16 protein-coding genes are annotated in these 18,392 nt (G+C 69.0%); 10 read left to right on the forward strand and 6 right to left on the reverse strand.

Annotated elements, in window-relative coordinates; translation table 11 throughout:
• The first annotated feature begins 6 nt into the window (after nt 1-6).
• Nucleotides 7-579 (forward strand): pyroglutamyl-peptidase I family protein, encoded by a 573-nt coding sequence (locus DLJ53_RS15000; RefSeq protein ID WP_146619966.1) that lies wholly within the window; start codon nt 7-9, stop codon nt 577-579.
• A gap of 42 nt (nt 580-621) precedes the next feature.
• Here DLJ53_RS15000 and DLJ53_RS15005 read toward each other — a convergent pair whose 3' ends face one another.
• Complete coding sequence (locus tag DLJ53_RS15005) at nt 622-1,638, reverse strand: DnaJ C-terminal domain-containing protein (RefSeq protein ID WP_111346621.1); 1,017 nt, start codon at nt 1,636-1,638, stop codon at nt 622-624.
• Between the two features lie 94 nt (nt 1,639-1,732).
• Between DLJ53_RS15005 and pdxH the strand changes: the two genes are divergently transcribed.
• Nucleotides 1,733-2,347, forward strand: a complete 615-nt coding sequence (gene pdxH / locus DLJ53_RS15010) for a pyridoxamine 5'-phosphate oxidase (protein ID WP_111346623.1) — start codon at nt 1,733-1,735, stop codon at nt 2,345-2,347.
• Nucleotides 2,348-2,487: 140 nt separating this feature from the next.
• Here pdxH and DLJ53_RS15015 read toward each other — a convergent pair whose 3' ends face one another.
• Both DLJ53_RS15015 and DLJ53_RS15020 read right to left on the reverse strand, forming a co-directional pair.
• Nucleotides 2,488-3,993 (reverse strand): methyl-accepting chemotaxis protein, encoded by a 1,506-nt coding sequence (locus tag DLJ53_RS15015; protein WP_111346625.1) that lies wholly within the window; start codon nt 3,991-3,993, stop codon nt 2,488-2,490.
• Nucleotides 3,994-4,104: 111 nt separating this feature from the next.
• Nucleotides 4,105-5,457: a glycoside hydrolase family 3 N-terminal domain-containing protein gene (locus DLJ53_RS15020; RefSeq protein ID WP_111346627.1), complete on the reverse strand. Its 1,353-nt coding sequence runs from the start codon at nt 5,455-5,457 to the stop codon at nt 4,105-4,107.
• A 450-nt stretch (nt 5,458-5,907) separates the two neighbouring features.
• Here DLJ53_RS15020 and DLJ53_RS15025 point away from each other — a divergent pair, with 450 nt between their 5' ends.
• The 6 genes from DLJ53_RS15025 to DLJ53_RS15050 all read left to right on the forward strand — a co-directional run bounded on the left by DLJ53_RS15025 (nt 5,908) and on the right by DLJ53_RS15050 (nt 12,344).
• Nucleotides 5,908-7,218 carry an ABC transporter substrate-binding protein gene (locus tag DLJ53_RS15025; RefSeq protein WP_111346629.1) on the forward strand — a complete coding sequence of 437 codons (1,311 nt, stop codon included), beginning with the start codon at nt 5,908-5,910 and terminating at the stop codon, nt 7,216-7,218.
• Between the two features lie 95 nt (nt 7,219-7,313).
• Nucleotides 7,314-8,186 carry a carbohydrate ABC transporter permease gene (locus DLJ53_RS15030; protein ID WP_111346631.1) on the forward strand — a complete coding sequence of 291 codons (873 nt, stop codon included), beginning with the start codon at nt 7,314-7,316 and terminating at the stop codon, nt 8,184-8,186.
• 1 nt (nt 8,187) lies between these two features.
• Nucleotides 8,188-9,018: a carbohydrate ABC transporter permease gene (locus DLJ53_RS15035; protein WP_111346633.1), complete on the forward strand. Its 831-nt coding sequence runs from the start codon at nt 8,188-8,190 to the stop codon at nt 9,016-9,018.
• An 11-nt stretch (nt 9,019-9,029) separates the two neighbouring features.
• A complete protein-coding gene (locus tag DLJ53_RS15040) occupies nt 9,030-10,028 on the forward strand; it encodes an ABC transporter ATP-binding protein (RefSeq protein WP_111346635.1) in 999 nt (332 codons plus the stop codon).
• A gap of 13 nt (nt 10,029-10,041) precedes the next feature.
• On the forward strand, nt 10,042-10,809 hold the full coding sequence (locus tag DLJ53_RS15045; protein WP_111346637.1) for an L-iditol 2-dehydrogenase: 768 nt from the start codon (nt 10,042-10,044) through the stop codon (nt 10,807-10,809).
• Nucleotides 10,810-10,874: 65 nt separating this feature from the next.
• Nucleotides 10,875-12,344: a mannitol dehydrogenase family protein gene (locus DLJ53_RS15050; RefSeq protein WP_111346639.1), complete on the forward strand. Its 1,470-nt coding sequence runs from the start codon at nt 10,875-10,877 to the stop codon at nt 12,342-12,344.
• Nucleotides 12,345-12,443: 99 nt separating this feature from the next.
• Here DLJ53_RS15050 and DLJ53_RS15055 read toward each other — a convergent pair whose 3' ends face one another.
• From DLJ53_RS15055 to DLJ53_RS15065, 3 genes are all read right to left on the reverse strand, one after another.
• The gene (locus tag DLJ53_RS15055) at nt 12,444-13,913 is read right to left on the reverse strand and encodes an alanine/glycine:cation symporter family protein (RefSeq protein ID WP_111346641.1); all 1,470 of its coding nucleotides are present in this window, start codon (nt 13,911-13,913) and stop codon (nt 12,444-12,446) included.
• A gap of 158 nt (nt 13,914-14,071) precedes the next feature.
• Nucleotides 14,072-15,034 (reverse strand): P1 family peptidase, encoded by a 963-nt coding sequence (locus tag DLJ53_RS15060; protein ID WP_111346643.1) that lies wholly within the window; start codon nt 15,032-15,034, stop codon nt 14,072-14,074.
• Between the two features lie 84 nt (nt 15,035-15,118).
• A complete protein-coding gene (locus DLJ53_RS15065) occupies nt 15,119-16,255 on the reverse strand; it encodes a hypothetical protein (RefSeq protein ID WP_111346645.1) in 1,137 nt (378 codons plus the stop codon).
• Nucleotides 16,256-16,417: 162 nt separating this feature from the next.
• Between DLJ53_RS15065 and glmU the strand changes: the two genes are divergently transcribed.
• The gene (gene glmU, locus DLJ53_RS15070; protein WP_111347791.1) at nt 16,418-17,731 is read left to right on the forward strand and encodes a bifunctional UDP-N-acetylglucosamine diphosphorylase/glucosamine-1-phosphate N-acetyltransferase GlmU; all 1,314 of its coding nucleotides are present in this window, start codon (nt 16,418-16,420) and stop codon (nt 17,729-17,731) included.
• Nucleotides 17,732-17,835: 104 nt separating this feature from the next.
• Entirely contained in the window at nt 17,836-18,312 is a 477-nt protein-coding gene (locus DLJ53_RS15075) for a hypothetical protein (RefSeq protein ID WP_111346647.1), read from the forward strand.
• The last annotated feature ends 80 nt before the right edge of the window (nt 18,313-18,392 follow it).

Raw genomic sequence — 18,392 nt, forward strand, 5'->3', positions numbered from 1 at the left:
GGGGCTGTGACGGTTCCACGACTTCTGGTCACCGGGTTCGGTTCGTTCCCGGGAATGCCGCAGAACCCGACCGAGCGGCTCGCGGCGGCGCTGGCCGCGACCCCGCCGGCGGGGGTGACGGTCCGGCGGCTCGACACGCACTGGACGGTGGTGGAGACGTTGCCGCCGGTCGCGCGGACGTTCGACGCCGTGATCATGTTCGGGGTCGCCGGCCGCGAGACGATGATCCGCTACGAGCGGATCGCGACGCCGTTCACCGGTCCCAGGGTGGACGCCGACAACCGGATGCCGCCGGCGCTCCTGCGCTCCCGCTTCACCGAGTTCGACGTGCCGGAGCTCGTGCGCGACGCGCGGACGGCGGGCTTCCCCGTCCGCCTCAGCCACAGCGCGGGGACGTACGTTTGCAACGCGGGGTATGGGGCGGCTCTGGCGGGCAATCCGCTGTCGCTCTTCGTCCATGTCCCGCCGACGACGCGGCGCGGCCCGCTCAGCGACGCCGGGCTGGAGCGCCACGCGCGCTGGCTGATCGGGCTCGTGCAGGAGAGCCTGCGATCCGGACGCCCGTCCTTCGGCGCCTGAACTGACGTTCGGGCGCCAAGGGACCGTGCTCGCCCGGTCCGCCTAGCTGGAGCGGGGCTGGTAGGGATGATCCTCCCGCCAGCGACGCATCATCTCGAGGAAATCGTCGGGGAGGTCGTCCGGCAGGTCGATCTGCAGCGTGACGAGGAGATCGCCGCGTCCGCCCGACTTGGTCGGCAGGCCGAGACCGCGCAGGCGCAGCGTCTTGCCGCCCGACGAACCCGCCGGGACGGTGATGTTGACCGAGCCACCGAGCGTCGGCGCACGCACCTTGGCGCCCAGTGCCGCGTCGTACAGCGTCACCGGCAGGTCGAGGCGCAGGTTCTGCCCCTCGCGCTGGAACACCGGGTGAGCGGCGATGCGCAGGGTCAGGATCGCGTCGCCGGGCTGACCGCCGGTCGGGCTCTCGTGCCCGAGGCCGCGCAGGCGGATCTGCTGGTCCTGCTCGGCTCCGGCGGGAATGCGCACGTCCACCGTCCGCCCGGTGGGGAGGGAAACGCGCAGCTTCTCGTCGCTGGCAAGGTCCTCCAGGGTCACGGTCACCACGACGTCGAGGTCCTGGCCGCGCTCCGGGGCGCCGCCGCCGAAGCCGCCGGCACGCTCGCCGCCGCCGGCCCGGCCGCCGCCCGCCATGAACTCGCGCAGGATCTCGTCGACGCCGGCCCCGCCGTCGCCCGAGGTGAAGCGCCACGTACGGTTCTGCCCGCCACCGCCCCCGCCGCCGCCCGCGCCTGTGTTCTGCGAGCCGCCGCGGCCGAAGCCGGAGAACCCGCCGAAGCCCGAGAACGGGTCGCCGGACGCGCCGCCGGTCCCGAAGCCGGCGTGAAAGCGCGGCTGGCCGGCCGCGTCGATCTCGCCCCGGTCGAACTTCGCCCGCTTCTCCTTGTCGCCCACGATCTCGTAGGCGGAGTTCACTTCGGAGAAACGCTCCTGTGCCTTTGGATCGTTGGAATTGGTGTCAGGATGGTACCGCTTGGCGAGCCGACGGAACGCGGATTTAATCTCGCTCTCCGAGGCTGACTTCGATACGCCAAGCACGGTATAGGGGTCGCGCGCCATCACTGGTCCAATCTTAGCGGCGCCGGACGTCCGGCACCTCTCCATTCGTTATAGGTGCTGTCATGAAGACACCCATATGTAGTGCGGCTTCGTCGTGAGCGCGAGCCTTACCGATGCCGCGATTGCGGCAGGAACAACGCCAGATCCCTTCGAACTGTTCACACAGTGGCTCGAAGAGGCCTGGAAGAGCGAGCCCAACGACGCCAACGCGATGACGCTGGCGACGGTGGACGCGGGCGGGCTTCCCGACGCACGGATCGTGCTGCTGAAGGGCCACGACGCCGACGGTTTCGTGTTCTATACCAACCGCGAGAGTGCGAAGGGGCTGGAACTTCGCGAAAATCCGAAGGCGGCCCTGCTCTTCCACTGGAAAACGCTGGGCCGGCAGGTTCGCGTCCGCGGGGCGGTGAGCCTGGTGTCGGACGCCGAATCGGACGCCTACTACGCCACGCGCCCGCTTCTCAGCCGGATCGGCGCCTGGGCGTCGGACCAGTCGCGCCCCGCCGAAAACCGCAAGCTGCTCGAAAAGCGCGTGGCCGAGCGGGAGGCGGAATTCGGGGAAGAACCGCCCCGGCCGCCGCACTGGGGCGGCTATCGCATCACGCCGGAGGCGATCGAGTTCTGGCAGGCCGGCGAATTCCGCCTGCATGACCGCTTCGTGTACCGCCGCGACGGTGCCGGCTACACGGTACAGCGCCTTTTCCCTTAAGCGCAGGCGGCGGCACGGAGCCATCCGTGCCGCGATAACCGCATCACTGGTATGCGCTGACGTCGGTCCGGCCGGACGGTCCGGCGCGGCCGTCCGCTGCGCCCGGGCCGGGGTGCGGCTGGGCCGGTCGTTGCGGCGCCTCAGTGGACCGCGCTGCTCGGCTTCATCGAGCGGTACATGTTGCTGCCGTCGCGGGCGAAGCCGTTGGCGCTCGCGACCGCCGCGGAGATCTGGCTGAGGTCGTCGGTGATCCCGTGTACCGACTGCGCCGCCTGGTTCATGCCGGCGGCGATCTCGCGCGCGGCGCTGCTCTGCTCCTCGACAGCGCTGCCGGCGACGGTCACGCTCTCCTCCACCTCCCGGATCGCCGACGAGATACCCTTCAGCACGCTCACCACGTCGCCGGCGACGTTCTGCACGCGGTCGATGTCGGAGCCGATCTGGTTGGTCGACTTCTCCACCTGGTCGGCGAGCGACTTCACCTCGGCCGCGACGACCGCGAAGCCCTTGCCCGCCTCGCCCGCGCGCGCGGCCTCGATCGTCGCGTTGAGGGCGAGCAGATTGATCTGCCCGGCGACCTTGGAGATGATCTCCACGATCGACGTCATCGAGCTGGCTGCCTCGGAGAGTTCTGAGATGTGCCGGTCCGCGGTCTGCGCCTGGGTGTTCACGTGGCCGACCGCGGTGCGCGACTTCACCATCGCGTCGGCGATGCGCCGCGAGGTGTGCTCGAAGTCCTGCACGGCGTCCGCGACCTGCCGCACCATCTGCGAGGTCTGCGTCGCCACGCTCGAGGCGGAGGCGGAGCGGTCGTTGGCGCTCGAGACGGCGTTGACGATTTCTCCCAGCTTGCTGTCCACCTCGGAGGCGACCTTCGCCGACTCGGTGCGCAGCGTGACCTTCTCGGTGATGTCGGTGGCGATCTTCACCACCTTCGTCACCCGCCCGTTGAGGTCGACGACGGGCGTGTAGCTCGCTTCCAGGAAGATCGACGAGCCGTCCTTGCGGACGCGCTCGAACTCGCCCGCCTGGACCTTGTTCGCGGCGAGCTCGCGCCAGAACGTGCTGTACTCGCTCTCCGACATGATGCGGCTCGGGGCGAAGATGCGGTGTTCCTTGCCGATGATATCGTCCCGCCGGTAGCCCATCGCCTTGCAGAAGACGTCGTTCGCGTCGACGATGTGGCCCTTCTGATCGAACTCGATCACCGCGTAGGAGCGCGTGATGGCGTCGACCCGCGCGGCGCGCCCGGCCTCGGCCTGGTAGGCGGCCGTCATGTCGGTCGCCATGACGACGTGCTTGGCGTTGTCCTTGTTGCCTTCCAGCCCGTACCAGCGGATGTTCACCTGCCGCACGTCGCCGTTCTTGTGCGTCATCATGCCGAGGCGGATGGCGAAGTGGTTGCGCCTGACCTGGCCGACCATCTCCTTCTGGATCTCGCCGGGATTGTTGCCGACGGGCGTGAAGAGGTCGAAGAACGGCTTGCCGATGGGTGAGTAGCCGAGCAACGTCGTGACGTTCTCGTTCGAGCCGATGATGCGGTACGATGCGTCCAGCAGCAGCTGAACGTTTGCCCCGGCCAATCCATCAAGGAGCAGCCGCCGGCCGTTGGACGACAGCGACTGAGTGAAAAAGCCCTTGGACATACAGAGTTCGCCTCCTACCCGCTGGCCGGGAGAGTGCACCCCTTGCCTGACGCGGACCTTGTCTCGCCCGGCGGCGGGAAAGGGTGGCCGGCTTCGGTGGAGGCGCTCTGGTCAGCGCAGCGTCGCGGTGTCGATCTCCACTTTCGAGGATGCCGCGCGCATCTGGCCGAGATCCAGCTTCAGGTTGGCGATGCGCGCGTAGGCGTGGCGGATGCGGTCGGCGAACTCCGGCGACCGGCGGGCGTGCTCGGCGAGGGCGGCGATGATCCGGTCGATCACCTCGTAGCCCTGGCCGGAGGCGAGGGAGAGGAGGGCGATGTCGCCGCCCGCCTCGACCATCATCGTCACCGCCTCGACGAGGTTCCACTTGGCCGAGACCGCGTCCATAGCGAGGTCGTCCGACACGACGACGCCGCCGTAGCAGAGCGTTCCGCGCAGGAAGCCGTCGATGGCGTCGCCCGAGAGCGAGGCGGGGAGGCCGTCGTCGGTGAGCCCGGCGAGTGTGAGGTGGCCCGCCATGATCATGTCCGCCTCGTTGGTGGCGATCATGTCGCGGAAGGGCTCCATCTCCTCCGGCGTCCAGGTGGCCGTCAGGTCGATGGCGCCGTCGTGGCTGTCGTTGGTGGAGGAGCCGTGGCCGGGGAAGTGCTTCAGCGCGGTTCCGACGCCAGCGGAACGATGGGCCTCGGCGAAGGCGGTGGCGTAGCGCGTCACGGTGCCCGGATCGGCGCCGTAGCTGCGGCCGAAGCGGGCGATGACGGGATTGTCGGGGTTCACCGCGAGGTCGACGACGGGGCCGAAATTGGCGGTGAAGCCGAGGTCGGCGAGGGAGCGGGCCATCGCCTTGTAGGTCTCGAGGGCGGCGGCGGTGGAGCCGGTGGCGACGTCGGCGGCCGAGGGCGTGTCGGGCGCGCCTTCCGAGGGCTTCAAGCGCATCACGAGGCCGCCTTCCTGGTCGACGGCGATGATCGGCGGCAGGTCCGGGTTGGACCGCGCGAAGAGCTGGTTGACGGCGCGGATGTCGCCGGCGGAGCGGATGTTGTGGCGAAACGTGAGGACGCCGCCGATCCGCGACCGGGCGATGGCCTGGCTCGCCGCGCGCACGCCCGCGTCGTTCGGCGTGGTGCCGCCGTAGCTGACGACGAGGAGCTGGCCGATCATCGCCTCGATCGGCACCGAGCGCAGGTCCGGCGGAAGGCGGAACCAGGTCAGCTCGGGATCGGGCGGCGTGCAGGTGGAGGCGAAGAGGTCGCCCATCTTCGGCTTGGGCCGGGGGAGGCCCTGCCAGCCGGCCGGCCGCGTGATGAGACCGTCGATGGCCGCGTCGGTGTTGCCGGGGGCGGTCGGCTGGGCGGACACGGGCGCGGCGCTCAGTCCGGCCACGAGCGCACCGGCCAGCAGGCACCTGAGCGCACGGACGGACCCGTTCATGGCTGCGTGGCCGCGCGGGACGGTAAAACGCATTGGGTCCGCTCCCTGTCGACACGTCGGACGGCAGACGATCGCTGCATCTTGCGGGACGGGTCTACCCTCGAACGACCACCTTCAACACCTCGGCGTGTTCAACATCCCGCGAACACGGCATTCCGCGAGGTTGGTATTCCGCGAGCGTGGCGTGCCGAGGGCGCAGCTGCCCCGGCTCCCCGACGCCCTGGCTCCCCGGCGTTAAGCGTCCGGCGCAGTGATGCGGTCGCCCGCGAGGCCGCAGTATCCGGTCCACGCCGGCGACCGGGGAGGGGTATCGGCTTCCATCGGAAATTGCAACGCGGCGGGCGGGCGCACATTCCCGTGATGCCGCAGAGTTCTAGCCGTATAAAATATGAGCATGCCTAACGTTGACAGACGGCACACAAGTTCGGCAGGCTGGCTAAAAATAGGACGGAAAAAACATCCAGTTCTGCTGGGAGGAAAGCCGTGAAGTTGTCGTCGCTTATCGTCGGCGCGGCCTCCGTGGCCGTGCTTGGCGTCGCCGCCCAAGCTGAAACCGTAACCATCGCCACCGTCAACAACGGTGACATGATCCGCATGCAACATCTTGCGGACCACTTCACCAAGGACCATCCTGACATCCAGCTCGAGTGGGTGACGCTCGAGGAGAACACGCTGCGCCAGCGCGTCTCCACCGACATCGCCACCGACGGCGGCCAGTTCGACGTGATGACCATCGGCACCTACGAGGTCCCGATCTGGGCCGAGAAGGGCTGGCTCGTGGCGCTCGACGACCTTCCCGACAGCTACGACGTCGACGACATCCTGCCCGCCATCCGGGGCGGCCTCTCGGTCGACGGGACGCTGTACGCCGCGCCGTTCTACGGCGAGTCCTCCATGGTGATGTACCGCAAGGACCTCTTCGAGGCGGCCGGCCTCGAGATGCCCGACGCGCCCACCTGGGACTTCATCGCCGACGCCGCGCGCAAGATCACCGACAAGGACAAGGAGATCTACGGCATCTGCCTGCGCGGCAAGGCCGGGTGGGGCGAGAACATGGCCTTCATCTCGGCCATGGCGAACTCCTTCGGCGCGCGCTGGTTCGACATGGACTGGAAGGCCCAGTTCGATCAGCCGGAGTGGAAGGAGGCGCTCACCTTCTACCTCGACCTGATGAACGACGCCGGCCCTCCGGGCGCGTCCTCCAACGGCTTCAACGAGAACCTCGCCCTGTTCCAGTCCGGCAAGTGCGGCATGTGGATCGACGCGACCGTCGCCGCCTCGTTCGTGACGAACCCGGACGAGTCGACCGTCGCCGACAAGGTCGGCTTCGCGCTGGCGCCGGACAAGGGGCTCGGCAAGCGCTCCAACTGGCTGTGGGCGTGGTCGCTGGCGATCCCGAAGTCCTCCGACGCGCAGGACGCGGCGAAGGCGTTCATCGCCTGGGCGACGTCCAAGGACTACCTCGAGCTCGTCGCCTCCGAGGAGGGCTGGGCGAACGTTCCGCCGGGCACCCGCACCTCGCTCTACGAGAACGAGAAGTACCTCGAAGCGGCACCGTTCGCGAAGATGACGCTGGAGTCGATCAAGGCCGCCGACCCGAACCACCCGGCCGTCGAGGACGTGCCCTACGTGGGCGTGCAGTTCGTCGCGATCCCAGAGTTCCAGGGCATCGGCACCGCGGTCGGGCAGCAGTTCTCCGCCGCCCTCGCCGGCACGACCTCGGCCGACGCGGCGCTCGCCAACGCCCAGTCCCTGACCGAGCGGCAGATGCGCCGGGCCGGCTACCCGAAGTGATCCCGGATCGCCGAATGCCGCAAAGAAGCATTCGGTGAGCCACTGGGGCGGGCGTTGCGGCGCCCGCCCTTTTTCTCCCCATCAGAGCGCGCGCCATGGCCACGACACACACACGAGCCGCCGCGAAGATCATGATGTCGCCCGCCGTCATCCTGCTGCTCGGCTGGATGATCGTCCCCCTGGCGATGACCATCTATTTCTCGACGCTCTCCTACAGCCTCTACAATCCGGGTGACACGCCCTTCGTGGGCTGGGGGAACTACCAGTACTTCGTGACCGGGCCGTCCTTCTGGCCGGCGATGATCAACACGCTGTGGATGGTCGGCGGCGTGCTCCTCATCACCATCATCGGCGGCGTCCTGCTGGCGCTCCTGCTGGACCAGCCGTTCTTCGGCCAGGGGATCGTGCGGATCCTCGTGATCGCCCCGTTCTTCGTCATGCCCACGGTCTCGGCGCTGGTGTGGAAGAACATGTTCATGAACCCGGTGAACGGGCTCTTCGCCTACATCGCCAAGGTGTTCGGCTTCGCGCCGGTGGATTTCCTGTCGGAGATCCCGCTCCTGTCCATCATCATCATCGTGGCCTGGCAGTGGCTGCCGTTCGCGACCCTGATCCTCCTGACCGCGCTCCAGTCGCTGGACACCGAGCAGATGGAGGCGGCGGAGATGGACGGCGCCCCGGCGGTCTCGAAGTTCTTCTCCATCATCCTGCCGCACCTGTCGCGCGCGATCACGGTCGTGGTCCTCATCCAGACCATCTTCCTCCTCGGCATCTTCGCGGAGATCTTCGTCACCACGAACGGCGGGCCGGGCAACGCCACCACGAACCTCACCTACCTCGTCTACCTCGAAGCCATCGTCGGACAGGACATCGGCTCGGGGTCCGCGGGCGGCATCATCGCCGTCGTCCTCGCCAACATCGTCGCGATCTTCCTGATGCGGATGATCGGCAAGAATCTGGACATCTGACATGGCCAGAGCGATCTCCACCCGCCGCAAGTGGATCGTCACCGTCATCGCCTGGGCGATCGGCCTCGCGATCTTCTTCCCGGTCCTCTGGACCATCCTGACGAGCTTCAAGACCGAGGGGGAGGCGATCGCCTCGCCGCCCTCGTTCCTGTTCTTCGACTGGACGCTCGAGAACTACCAGACGGTGCAGGAGCGGTCGGACTACCTGCGCCACTTCTGGAACTCGGTGGTCCTGTCGCTCGGCTCGACCCTGTGCGGTCTCATCATCGCCGTGCCGGCGGCGTGGTCGATGGCGTTCGTGCCGGGACGGTTCACCAAGGACATCCTGATGTGGATGCTCTCCACCAAGATGCTGCCGGCGGTGGGCGTGCTGATGCCGATCTACCTGCTCTGCCTCAACGCCGGGCTGCTCGACACCAAGGTGGCGCTCATCTTCGTGCTGATGATGATCAACCTGCCGATCATCGTGTGGATGCTCTTCACCTACTTCCGGGAGATCCCCGGCGACATCCTGGAGGCGGCACGCATGGACGGGGCCACCATGCGCTCGGAGATCATCCACGTGCTGGTGCCGATGGCGGTGCCGGGGATCGCTTCCACCCTGCTGCTCAACATCATCCTCGCCTGGAACGAGGCGTTCTGGACGCTGAACCTCACGACGGTGAACGCCGCGCCGCTGACCCAGTTCATCGCCAGCTACTCCTCTCCGGAGGGCCTCTTCTACGCCAAGCTCTCCGCCGCTTCGACGATGGCGATCGCCCCGATCCTCATCCTCGGCTGGTTCAGCCAGAAGCAGCTCGTGCGCGGCCTCACCTTCGGCGCGGTCAAGTAAGGGTCATCGGCATGGGACAGATCATCCTGAAAGACGTCACCAAGTCGTTCGGCGGCGTCGAGGTCATCAAGCCGCTCAATCTGGAGATCGAAGACGGCGAGTTCGTCGTCTTCGTCGGGCCGTCCGGCTGCGGCAAGTCCACGCTGCTGCGCCTCATCGCGGGGCTGGAGGACGTGACCTCCGGGCAGATCCTGATCGACGGGCAGGACGCCACCGCGACGCCGCCCGCGAGGCGCAAGCTGGCGATGGTCTTCCAGTCCTACGCGCTCTACCCGCACATGACCGTCGCCAAGAACATCGCCTTCCCGCTGCGGATGGCGAAGATGGACCGCAAGACCATCGACGCGAAGGTCAGGCAGGCGGCGGCGACGCTGAACCTCACCGACTACCTGCACCGCCGGCCCGGCCAGCTCTCCGGCGGCCAGCGCCAGCGCGTCGCCATCGGCCGCGCGATCGTGCGCGAGCCGGCGGCCTTCCTGTTCGACGAGCCGCTCTCCAACCTCGACGCGGCGCTGCGCGTCAACATGCGCCTCGAGATCAGCCAGCTCCACAACGACCTCGAGACGACGATGATCTACGTCACCCACGACCAGGTCGAGGCGATGACGATGGCCGACAAGATCGTCGTCCTCTCCGCGGGGCAGATCGAGCAGGTGGGCTCGCCGCTGGACCTCTACCGCAACCCGCGCAACAAGTTCGTCGCGGGCTTCATCGGCTCGCCCAAGATGAACTTCATCGACGGCGCCGAGGCCGCACGGCACGACGCCGACACCATCGGCATCCGGCCCGAACACATCACGCTGTCGACCGGGGAGGGCGCGTGGCCCGGCACGGTCAGCGTCTCCGAACATCTCGGCTCGGACACGTTCTTGCACGTGAAGGTCGACGGGATCGGCACGGTGACGGCGCGCTCGGACGGCGAGTTCGGCGTCCACCACGGCGACCGCGTCTACCTGAGCCCGGCGCCGGACAAGATCTACCGGTTCGACGCGGCGGGCCACGCCATCTGAGACGGAGGGGACGATGCGGCTGGCCGGCAGGAACGCGCTCATCACCGGGGCCGCCCGCGGCATCGGCCGTGCGTTCGCCGAGGCCTACGCCCGCGAGGGCGCGCAGGTCGCGATCTGCGACGTCGACTGGCAGGGCGCGAAGACGACCGCGGACGAGATCGCCGGGACGATCCCGATCTACCTCGACGTGACGGACCAGGCGTCCATCGACGCCGCCGTCGGCATGGTCGCCGCCGAGCTCGGCAGCGTGGACATCCTCGTCAACAACGCGGCGCTGTTCGACCTCGCCCCCATCGTCGACATCACCCGCCGGAGCTACGACACGCTGTTCGCCATCAACGTGAGCGGCGTACTCTTCACGATGCAGGCCGTGGCGCGGCAGATGATCGCCCAGGGCCGCGGCGGCAAGATCATCAACATGGCGAGCCAGGCCGGACGGCGCGGCGAGCCGCTGGTCGCGGTCTACTGCGCCACCAAGGCGGCGGTGATCTCCCTCACCCAGTCCGCCGGGCTCGACCTCATCAAGTACGGGATCAACGTCAACGCCATCGCCCCCGGCGTGGTGGACGGCGCCCACTGGGACGGGGTCGACGCCAAGTTCGCGGCCGCCGAGGGCCTGCCGCGCGGCGAGAAGAAGCGCCGCGTCGGCGCCTCGGTTCCCTATGGGCGGATGGGCGTCGCGGAGGATCTCACCGGCATGGCGATCTTCCTCGCCACCGCCGAGGCCGACTACATCGTCGCCCAGACCTACAACGTCGACGGCGGCAACTGGATGAGCTAGACCCCCGCGCGGCCGATGCTGCACGCTATGCGTGTCCCGATCCACGACGAGCCCCGAGCGATCCGATGATCCGACTGTCCAACGCCACGCTGTCCCAGATCCAGACCGCGGCGACGCCGCGCTACGACAGGGCCGCGCTGAAGCCGGGCATCGTCCACTTCGGCATCGGCAACTTCCACCGCGCCCACCAGGCCGTCTACCTCGACCGCCTGTTCAACCTCGGCCGCGACCACGACTTCGCGCTCGTCGGTGCCGGCGTCATGGCGGGCGACCAGAGGATGCGCGAGGCGCTCGCCGGACAGGACTACCTCACCACCGTCGTGGAGCAGTCCGCCGCCAGGAGCGAGGCCCGCATCACCGGCGGCATGATCGATTTCCTCCCCGTCGGCGACGCGACGGCGATCATCGCCCGCCTCACCGACCCCGCGATCCGCATCGTGTCGCTGACGGTGACGGAGGGCGGGTACTTCATCGATTCGAGCGGCGTCTTCGACCCGACGCATCCGGAGATCCGCCACGACGGCAAGCATCCTCTGGCGCCGCGTACGGTCTTCGGCCTCATCGCCGCCGCACTGTCGGCCCGCCGGGCGAGCGACACGCCGCCGTTCACGGTGATGTGCTGCGACAACATCCCCCACAACGGCTCGGTGACGCGCAGCGCCGTCGTCGGCGTCGCCAATCTCTACGATCCCGATCTCGCCAACTGGATCGCCAGCGAGGTCGCCTTTCCCAACGCGATGGTGGACCGGATCACCCCGGCGACGGGCGAGCGCGAGCGGCGGCTGTGCGCGGACGACTTCGGCATCGAGGACGCGTGGCCGGTGTTCTGCGAGGACTTCACGCAGTGGGTGCTGGAGGACAACTTCCCCTCCGGCCGCCCGGCGCTGGAGGAGGTCGGCGTCGAGTTCGTCGCCGACGTCACGCCCTACGAGCTGATGAAGATCCGCATCCTCAACGGCGGGCACGCTGTGATCGCCTATCCGGCCGGTCTCCTCGGCATCACCTACGTCCATGACGCGATGGGGCATCCGCTCATCGCCGGCTTCCTGGAGAAGGTCACCCGGGACGAGATCATACCCACCGTCCCGCCGGTACCGGACACGAGCCTCAACGAGTACGCCGAGCTGATCGTCACCCGCTGCGCCAACCCGAAGATCGGCGACACCGTGCGGCGTCTCTGCCTCGACGGATCGAACCGTCAGCCGAAGTTCATCGTGCCGACGCTCGCGGACCGCATCGCGGCAGGCCAGCCGATCACCGGGCTCGCGCTGGAGTCCGCCCTGTGGTGCCGCTACTGCGCCGGGACCACCGACGCGGGCGAGACGATCGCCCCGAACGATCCCAACTGGGAGAAGCTCCAGCCGGTCGCGCAGGAGGCGCAGTCGAACCCCAACGCCTGGCTCGGGCAGGCGGATATCTACGGCGCGCTCGGCAATGCTCCGATCCTGCGCGAACGCTTCGCCGCGGCGCTGGAGTCGCTGAAGTCGGACGGCGTGGAGACGACCCTCCAGCGCTATATCGCCGGCGAACTCTGACGCGGCGCCGCGCGCGGGCGGCAGCGCAAACGGAAAAAGCGCCGGCGGGGTCACCGCCGGCGCTTCGTCTTTCGTCGCCCGTCAGGGACTGCACGTCGCCTACTGTGCGGGGACGGCGGCCATTCCGGGTGCCTCGGGCGAGGGCGGAGTGCCGGAAATGTCCGGCCAGGCCGACTTGTCGAGGTCGAGGTCGGGATAGTCGGCGGGGTTCAGCACCGGCTCGTCGACGCCGGCCTGCACCTGCGCGGTGAAGTCCCGCACCATCTTCAGCCCGATCGGGAAGAGCATCAGCACCGCCATCAGGTTGACCAGCGCCAGAACGCCCATCAGCGGATCGGAGAAGAAGAACACCGAGGTCGCGCCCTCGGCGGAGGCGCCGATGAAGACGAGCGCGATCACGGCGATGCGCAGGATCGTCTGGCCCATGACGCCCTCGGTGAAGACCGCCAGCGCCGTCTCGCCGAGGTAGTAGTTGTAGATGATCGACGAGAACGCGAAGAGCAGGACCGCGAAGGCGAGGAAGTAGCTCGCCCACGAGCCGAAGTGGCTGGAGAGCGCCTGCTGCGTCAGCACCACGCCGTCGATGTCTGCGCCGGGCTGGTAGACGTCGCTGAGCAGGATCATGAACGCCGTGCACGAGCAGATCACCATGGTGTCGATGAACACCGAGAGGGCCTGCACCACGCCCTGGCTCACCGGGTGCTTCACGTACGCGATGGCCGCCACGTTCGGCGCCGAGCCGAGGCCCGCCTCGTTGGAGAAGAGGCCGCGCCGAAGACCCTGCGCGATCGCCGCGCCCACGCCGCCGGAGACCACCGAGGTGATGCCGAACGCGTTGGAGAAGATGCTGACGATGACGCCCGGCAGCGACGGCAGGTTCATGATGATGACGACGAGCGCGAGGCCGATGTAGCCGAAGGCCATCACCGGCACGACCACGTCGGCGACCTTGGCGATGCGGTGGATGCCGCCGAACACCACGAGGCCGGTGAGGACTGCGAAGGCGATGCCGCTGTAGAGGCGCGAGAGGCCGAAGCTCTCCTTCAGCGCGCCGGCGACGGTGTTGCCCTGGAAGGCGTTGAAGCCGAACGCGAAGGCGGCGATCAGGCAGATGGCGTAGAGGATCGCCAGCCACCGGAAGTTGGCGCCGAGGCCGTGGATGATGTACTGCGCCGGCCCGCCACGGTAGCTGCCATCGGCCTCCGTTCGCTTGAAGAGCTGGGCGAGGGAGCACTCGAAGAGGCTCGTCGCCATGCCGACGAGGGCGATCGCCCACATCCAGAACACCGCGCCCGGACCGCCGAGCGTGATCGCGACGGCGACGCCCGCGATGTTGCCGCCGCCGACGCGCCCGCCGACCGACACGAGGAGCGCCTCGCGCGAGGAGATATGCTCGCCCTCGCCGGGCGCGGACTTGGTGAGGACTCCGAACATCCGGCCGAAGAAGCGGAGCTGAACGAAGCGCGACGCCAGCGTGAAGAAGCCGCCGAGGACGACCAGGAAGGGGATCAGCGACCACCCCCAGGTGAAGTCACCGATGGCGTCGAAGAACGAACGTATGATGTCCATGAGGGCCTCGTGCAGTGGCAATGGACCGCGAGAGATTCGCGGCACGCACGCGAGATCCGACCGACCCGGCCGGAACACGGGTGCGCCATGATGTCACTCTCAGCCGAGAAGCCTGTCAATAAATTAGTCATGCCGCTTATGGCGCCATGACATCAACCTTAACCGAAGCGTTCCCGCCAGGTCGGGAAACGGTCGCCGGGGCGGGGTGTTGCCTCGTAGACGGCACGGGCGATGGCGCGCGCAAGACACTGCGTCGCCGCGGCGTGGAGGGCGATCGTCTCTTGCATCGATGCAGCCGCGGGGGCGCGTCCGGTGCTGGCGGCGAACACGGTGTCGCCGTCCATGATCGTGTGCGCCGGCCAGACCGCGAGGGCGATCCCGTCGTGCGCGGCGACCGCCATCCGATGCGCCTCGCCGCGCGTCATCGTCGCGTCGGTCGCCACCATGGCGATGGTGGTGTTGCCGCGCATGACCGCGCCGAGCTTGGTGTCGACGCTCGAGAAGTCCGCCTCGGCCGGGGCGGTGAGGCCGCCGAATTCGCCGTTCACCTCGAAAGGCGCGGCGCGAAACCATGGGCCGTTGGCGGCCACCGCGGCACCGACCGCATTGGCGATCACCATCGCCCCGACCGTCGCCTCGCCGACCCGCATCGACGCCGTGCCGAAGCCGCCCTTGAGGCCCGCCGTCATCGCGTTGCAGCCGCCCCCGACGGTGCCGACGGTCATGTCGGGCGCGGCGAGGGCGGCCTCGACGCTGGCGGCGCCGAGCGCACGGAAGTCCGCCCTCGGCCCCGACAGGTCGAAGACGACGGCCGCCGGCACGATCGGCACCCGGTGCGGGCCGATGGCGAAGCCGCGGCCGTGGTCGGCGAGGGCGGTCATGACGCCGTCCGCCGAGGCGAGGCCGAACGCCGACCCGCCGGAGAGGCAGATCGCATCCACCCCGGGGCCGAGACGCGAGGGGTGGAGCGCCTCGGTCTCGCGCGAGCCGGGCGCGCCGCCATGGACTGCGACGCCTGCGACGGCGGGTTCGTCGAAGACCGCAGTGGTGACGCCGCTGCGCCGCTCGTGGTCCGTGGCATGGCCCAGGCGCAGGCCCGGCACGTCGAGAATATGGTTCATGCCGGGAGTTTAGCGGCGACGCCCTCCCGGTCGAGTGGGGCTCCGGCTATGGCCGGGCCCGGAGCCGGGCAGGGTAGGGCCGGTTCACGGGGTCGCCGAGATCGAGAAATTGAGGAGCTGCGGCAGCGCGTCGGGCTTCAGCAGCGCCCCGCCGACGATCTGGGCCGCGTTCACGGAGGCCGGCGGCGCGAGATTGACCGCCAGGGTGCCCGGATTCGCGAGGAAGCGCCGCACGGCGTCCGTCACCTGCGCCTGAAGGGCGGGGACACCGACGAGGGCGAGGAGGCTGTCGACCGTCGCCACGGCGTCGCTGCGCACCTTCTCGACCGTGTCCCCGGAGCGCTCCACCGTGCGGGTGACGAGGCGCTGCACGAGGCCGCCGTCGCGGAAGGCGAGCGTCAGGGACTCGAGGCGCACGTCGGTGAGGAGCGGCAGCATCTGCGGCAGCGCGCCGGCATTGTCGCGGATCGCGGCGATCCGCTCGGCGCTGAGGCCCTCGGCCGCGCCGGAGACGACGAGGGCGCCCACGCCGTCCGCCGCCAGCGAGGCCTCGCGTACCGCGAGCGTGCCTTCGCCGGCGCTCCAGAGACCCTCGAGCGCGCCGCTGATCGTCAGCGTGTCGTAGCCGAGGTCGGTGAGGTAGGTGCCGGCGGTGCCCTGGAAGAAGGCCGCGTCGACCCTGGCGGCCTGGAAGGCGACACGCCCGCTCCAGGGGCCGCCTTCGTCGGCGCGCGTCACCTCGATCCGCCCCACCTCGAGGGCCCGGCCCGCGGCGGGGCGCGCGGCGACGTCCTGCGCCAGAAGGCTCTCGAAGTCGCCCAGCACGGTTTCGAGCCAGGAGCCGCCGCCGTCCCGCATCGGCAGGTGGGGCCTGGCGAGCGTCAGCATCCCGGCGGTCGAGTGCGAGGCCGCGTCGGCGGTGTTGGTCATGCGCATGTCGCGGTACTGGATCGCCTCGGCCCGCAGGCCGTTGTCGGCGTCGATCAGGCCGTCGACGATCACCACGGTGCCGATCTCAAGCCGCTCGTTGCGCGCGGAGGCGCTGAGGCCGGTGAGGACGGTGCCGCGGTCGGCGCGCTGGGCGGCGGCGAAGGCGACGTCGTCGAACCCGCCCGATTCGACGATGCGCAGGAACCCGTCCGCCACGGCGTTGCCCGTCGGCTCGAACGCGGCGGCCGGCGTGGCGAGGAGGGCGAGGAGGAGCGGCAGCAGTCGGCGCATGGGTCTTCCTTCGGCACAGCGTTCCTCCGGTAGCGGATGCACGCCCGTCCTTCAAATGACGACTGCGGTACGTGGATGGCGCTTGAATTCGCGCAGGTTGCGCTTGCCGGCGCGCGGGCAAGGTGGTGGGAGAGGGGGAGGCGATCGATGGAGGGCAAGGCGATGGCACGAACGCTGGCGGTGATTCTGGCGGCCGGCAAGGGCACGCGGATGCGCTCCGGGACGCCCAAGGTGCTGCACAAGGTCGGCGGCCTGCCGATGGTCGACCACGTCCTCGCCGCGGCGAAGTCGGCCGGCGTCGAGCGGGCCGCGCTGGTGGTCGGGGCCGGGGCCTCCTGGGCCACGGACCGCGCCTCGGACGCCCTCTCCCTGCACGTCCAGACGGAGCAGATGGGCACCGCGCACGCCGTCCTCGCCGCGCGGGAGGCGTTCACCGACGACATCGACGCGATCGTCGTCCTCTTCGGCGACAACCCGCTGGTGACGGCGGCGACCATCGACCGGATGGTCGACCGCGTTCTCGGCGGTGCCGACCTTGCCGTGCTCGCCTTCAGAACCGACGCGCCGACCGGCTACGGCCGCCTGCTGCTGGACGCCAACGGCCACGTCCGCGCGATCCGCGAGGAGCGCGACGCGACCGAGGAGGAGCGGGCGATCACGCTGTGCAACTCCGGGGTCATGGCCATCCGCGCCGGCGCGCCGCTCGATGCGCTGCAGGCGATCGAGGCGAACAATGCCAAGGGCGAGTACTACCTGACCGACCTCGTCGCCATCGGCGCCGAGCGGGGCTTCAACATGGTGTGGGAGGAGGCGCCGGTCGCCGAGGTCATGGGCGTCAACGACCGTGCGCAGCTCGCGGACGCGGAGGCCGTCTTCCAGCAGCGTGCCCGCAGCAGGGCGCTGGAGACGGCGACGCTGATCGCGCCGGAGACCGTCTTCTTCAGCCACGACACCGTGGTCGGCGAGGACGTCACGATCGAGCCGAACGTCGTCTTCGGCACGGGGGTCGCGATCGGCGACGGGGCGAGGATCTATGCCTTCACCCACCTCGTCGACACCGTGGTCTCGCCGGGCGCCGCGATCGGCCCGTTCGCCCGCTCGCGCGGCGGCACGAACGTCGGCCCCGGCGCGAAGATCGGCAACTTCGTGGAGCTGAAGAACGCCGCGCTGGCGACGGGGGTGAAGATCAGCCACCTCTCCTACATCGGCGATGCCGGCGTGGGGGCGGAGGCCAACATCGGCGCCGGTACGATCACCTGCAACTACGACGGCGTGAACAAGCACCGCACCGAGATCGGCGCGGGCGCCTTCATCGGCTCCAACAGCGCGCTGGTGGCGCCGGTCTCGATCGGCGAGGGGGCATTCGTCGCCTCCGGCTCGGTGATCGTCGAGGACGTGCCGGCCGACGCGCTCGCGATCGCGCGGGGACGGCAGGCGACGAAGCCGGACCGATCGCCGCTGAAACCCAAGCCGTAGGGGGCGCGGACGCACCCGGAACGCATTTTCGGAACTTCGACCTCACCGCGCCGGTTCATCTCCCGAGGGTGACGTTACGGATCGCGGCTGCGAAGGAGGCGGAGATGACGATCAGGGAGCAGATCATCCATCAGCTTCAGAGGGTGTTCGGGGCCGAGGCACGCGACCCCGACCCCGCCCACATGAACCGGATGGAACGCGCCGAGGCGCAAAGTGCGATGCTGAAGTCCGGCAAGGGCATGGAATCGGAGTTTGCCGACCTGACCGAATCGGCCCGCCAGTACGCCCGCGAGGCGAGCCAGCACGGCCAGGAGCCGATGGAATCGGAGTTCGTCGACGACAGCGAGGGCGCGCACGCGCTCGCGCAGGCCGCCAGCGAGCATGATGGCAGCCATCTCGAGAGCGACATCGTCGACGACAACTTCGACGCCGAGGAGGAGGCCGAGCTCGCCTCGCCCGGCTCGATGCCGATCCCCCGCAGCGAGCTCGTCGATCATACCGAAGGCGCCAGGATGGCCGCCATCCGCGCGTCGCAGCGGCGCGAGGAGAATGACGACGAGCTCGACTACGACAAGGCCTGATTTTCGAGCACCTTTGCCGACGCAGGCTGCGTTTCTGTAACTCCATGTGAAGTGCAATTGGTCTCACCTGCGCTAGAGCA

The organism is Acuticoccus sediminis (genome assembly GCF_003258595.1).
In the GTDB taxonomy this organism is placed as follows: domain Bacteria; phylum Pseudomonadota; class Alphaproteobacteria; order Rhizobiales; family Amorphaceae; genus Acuticoccus; species Acuticoccus sediminis.

Bases quoted from the DNA above. Each gene is read 5' to 3' on its own strand.
- DLJ53_RS15005 (WP_111346621.1), bottom strand. From the start codon at position 1,638: ATGGCGCGCGACCCCTATACCGTGCTTGGCGTATCGAAGTCAGCCTCG.
- DLJ53_RS15015 (WP_111346625.1), bottom strand. From the start codon at position 3,993: ATGTCCAAGGGCTTTTTCACTCAGTCGCTGTCGTCCAACGGCCGGCGG.
- DLJ53_RS15020 (WP_111346627.1), bottom strand. From the start codon at position 5,457: ATGCGTTTTACCGTCCCGCGCGGCCACGCAGCCATGAACGGGTCCGTC.
- DLJ53_RS15030 (WP_111346631.1), top strand. From the start codon at position 7,314: ATGGCCACGACACACACACGAGCCGCCGCGAAGATCATGATGTCGCCC.
- DLJ53_RS15035 (WP_111346633.1), top strand. From the start codon at position 8,188: ATGGCCAGAGCGATCTCCACCCGCCGCAAGTGGATCGTCACCGTCATC.
- DLJ53_RS15040 (WP_111346635.1), top strand. From the start codon at position 9,030: ATGGGACAGATCATCCTGAAAGACGTCACCAAGTCGTTCGGCGGCGTC.
- DLJ53_RS15045 (WP_111346637.1), top strand. From the start codon at position 10,042: ATGCGGCTGGCCGGCAGGAACGCGCTCATCACCGGGGCCGCCCGCGGC.
- DLJ53_RS15050 (WP_111346639.1), top strand. From the start codon at position 10,875: ATGATCCGACTGTCCAACGCCACGCTGTCCCAGATCCAGACCGCGGCG.
- DLJ53_RS15055 (WP_111346641.1), bottom strand. From the start codon at position 13,913: ATGGACATCATACGTTCGTTCTTCGACGCCATCGGTGACTTCACCTGG.
- DLJ53_RS15060 (WP_111346643.1), bottom strand. From the start codon at position 15,034: ATGAACCATATTCTCGACGTGCCGGGCCTGCGCCTGGGCCATGCCACG.
- DLJ53_RS15065 (WP_111346645.1), bottom strand. From the start codon at position 16,255: ATGCGCCGACTGCTGCCGCTCCTCCTCGCCCTCCTCGCCACGCCGGCC.
- glmU (WP_111347791.1), top strand. From the start codon at position 16,418: ATGGCACGAACGCTGGCGGTGATTCTGGCGGCCGGCAAGGGCACGCGG.
- DLJ53_RS15075 (WP_111346647.1), top strand. From the start codon at position 17,836: ATGACGATCAGGGAGCAGATCATCCATCAGCTTCAGAGGGTGTTCGGG.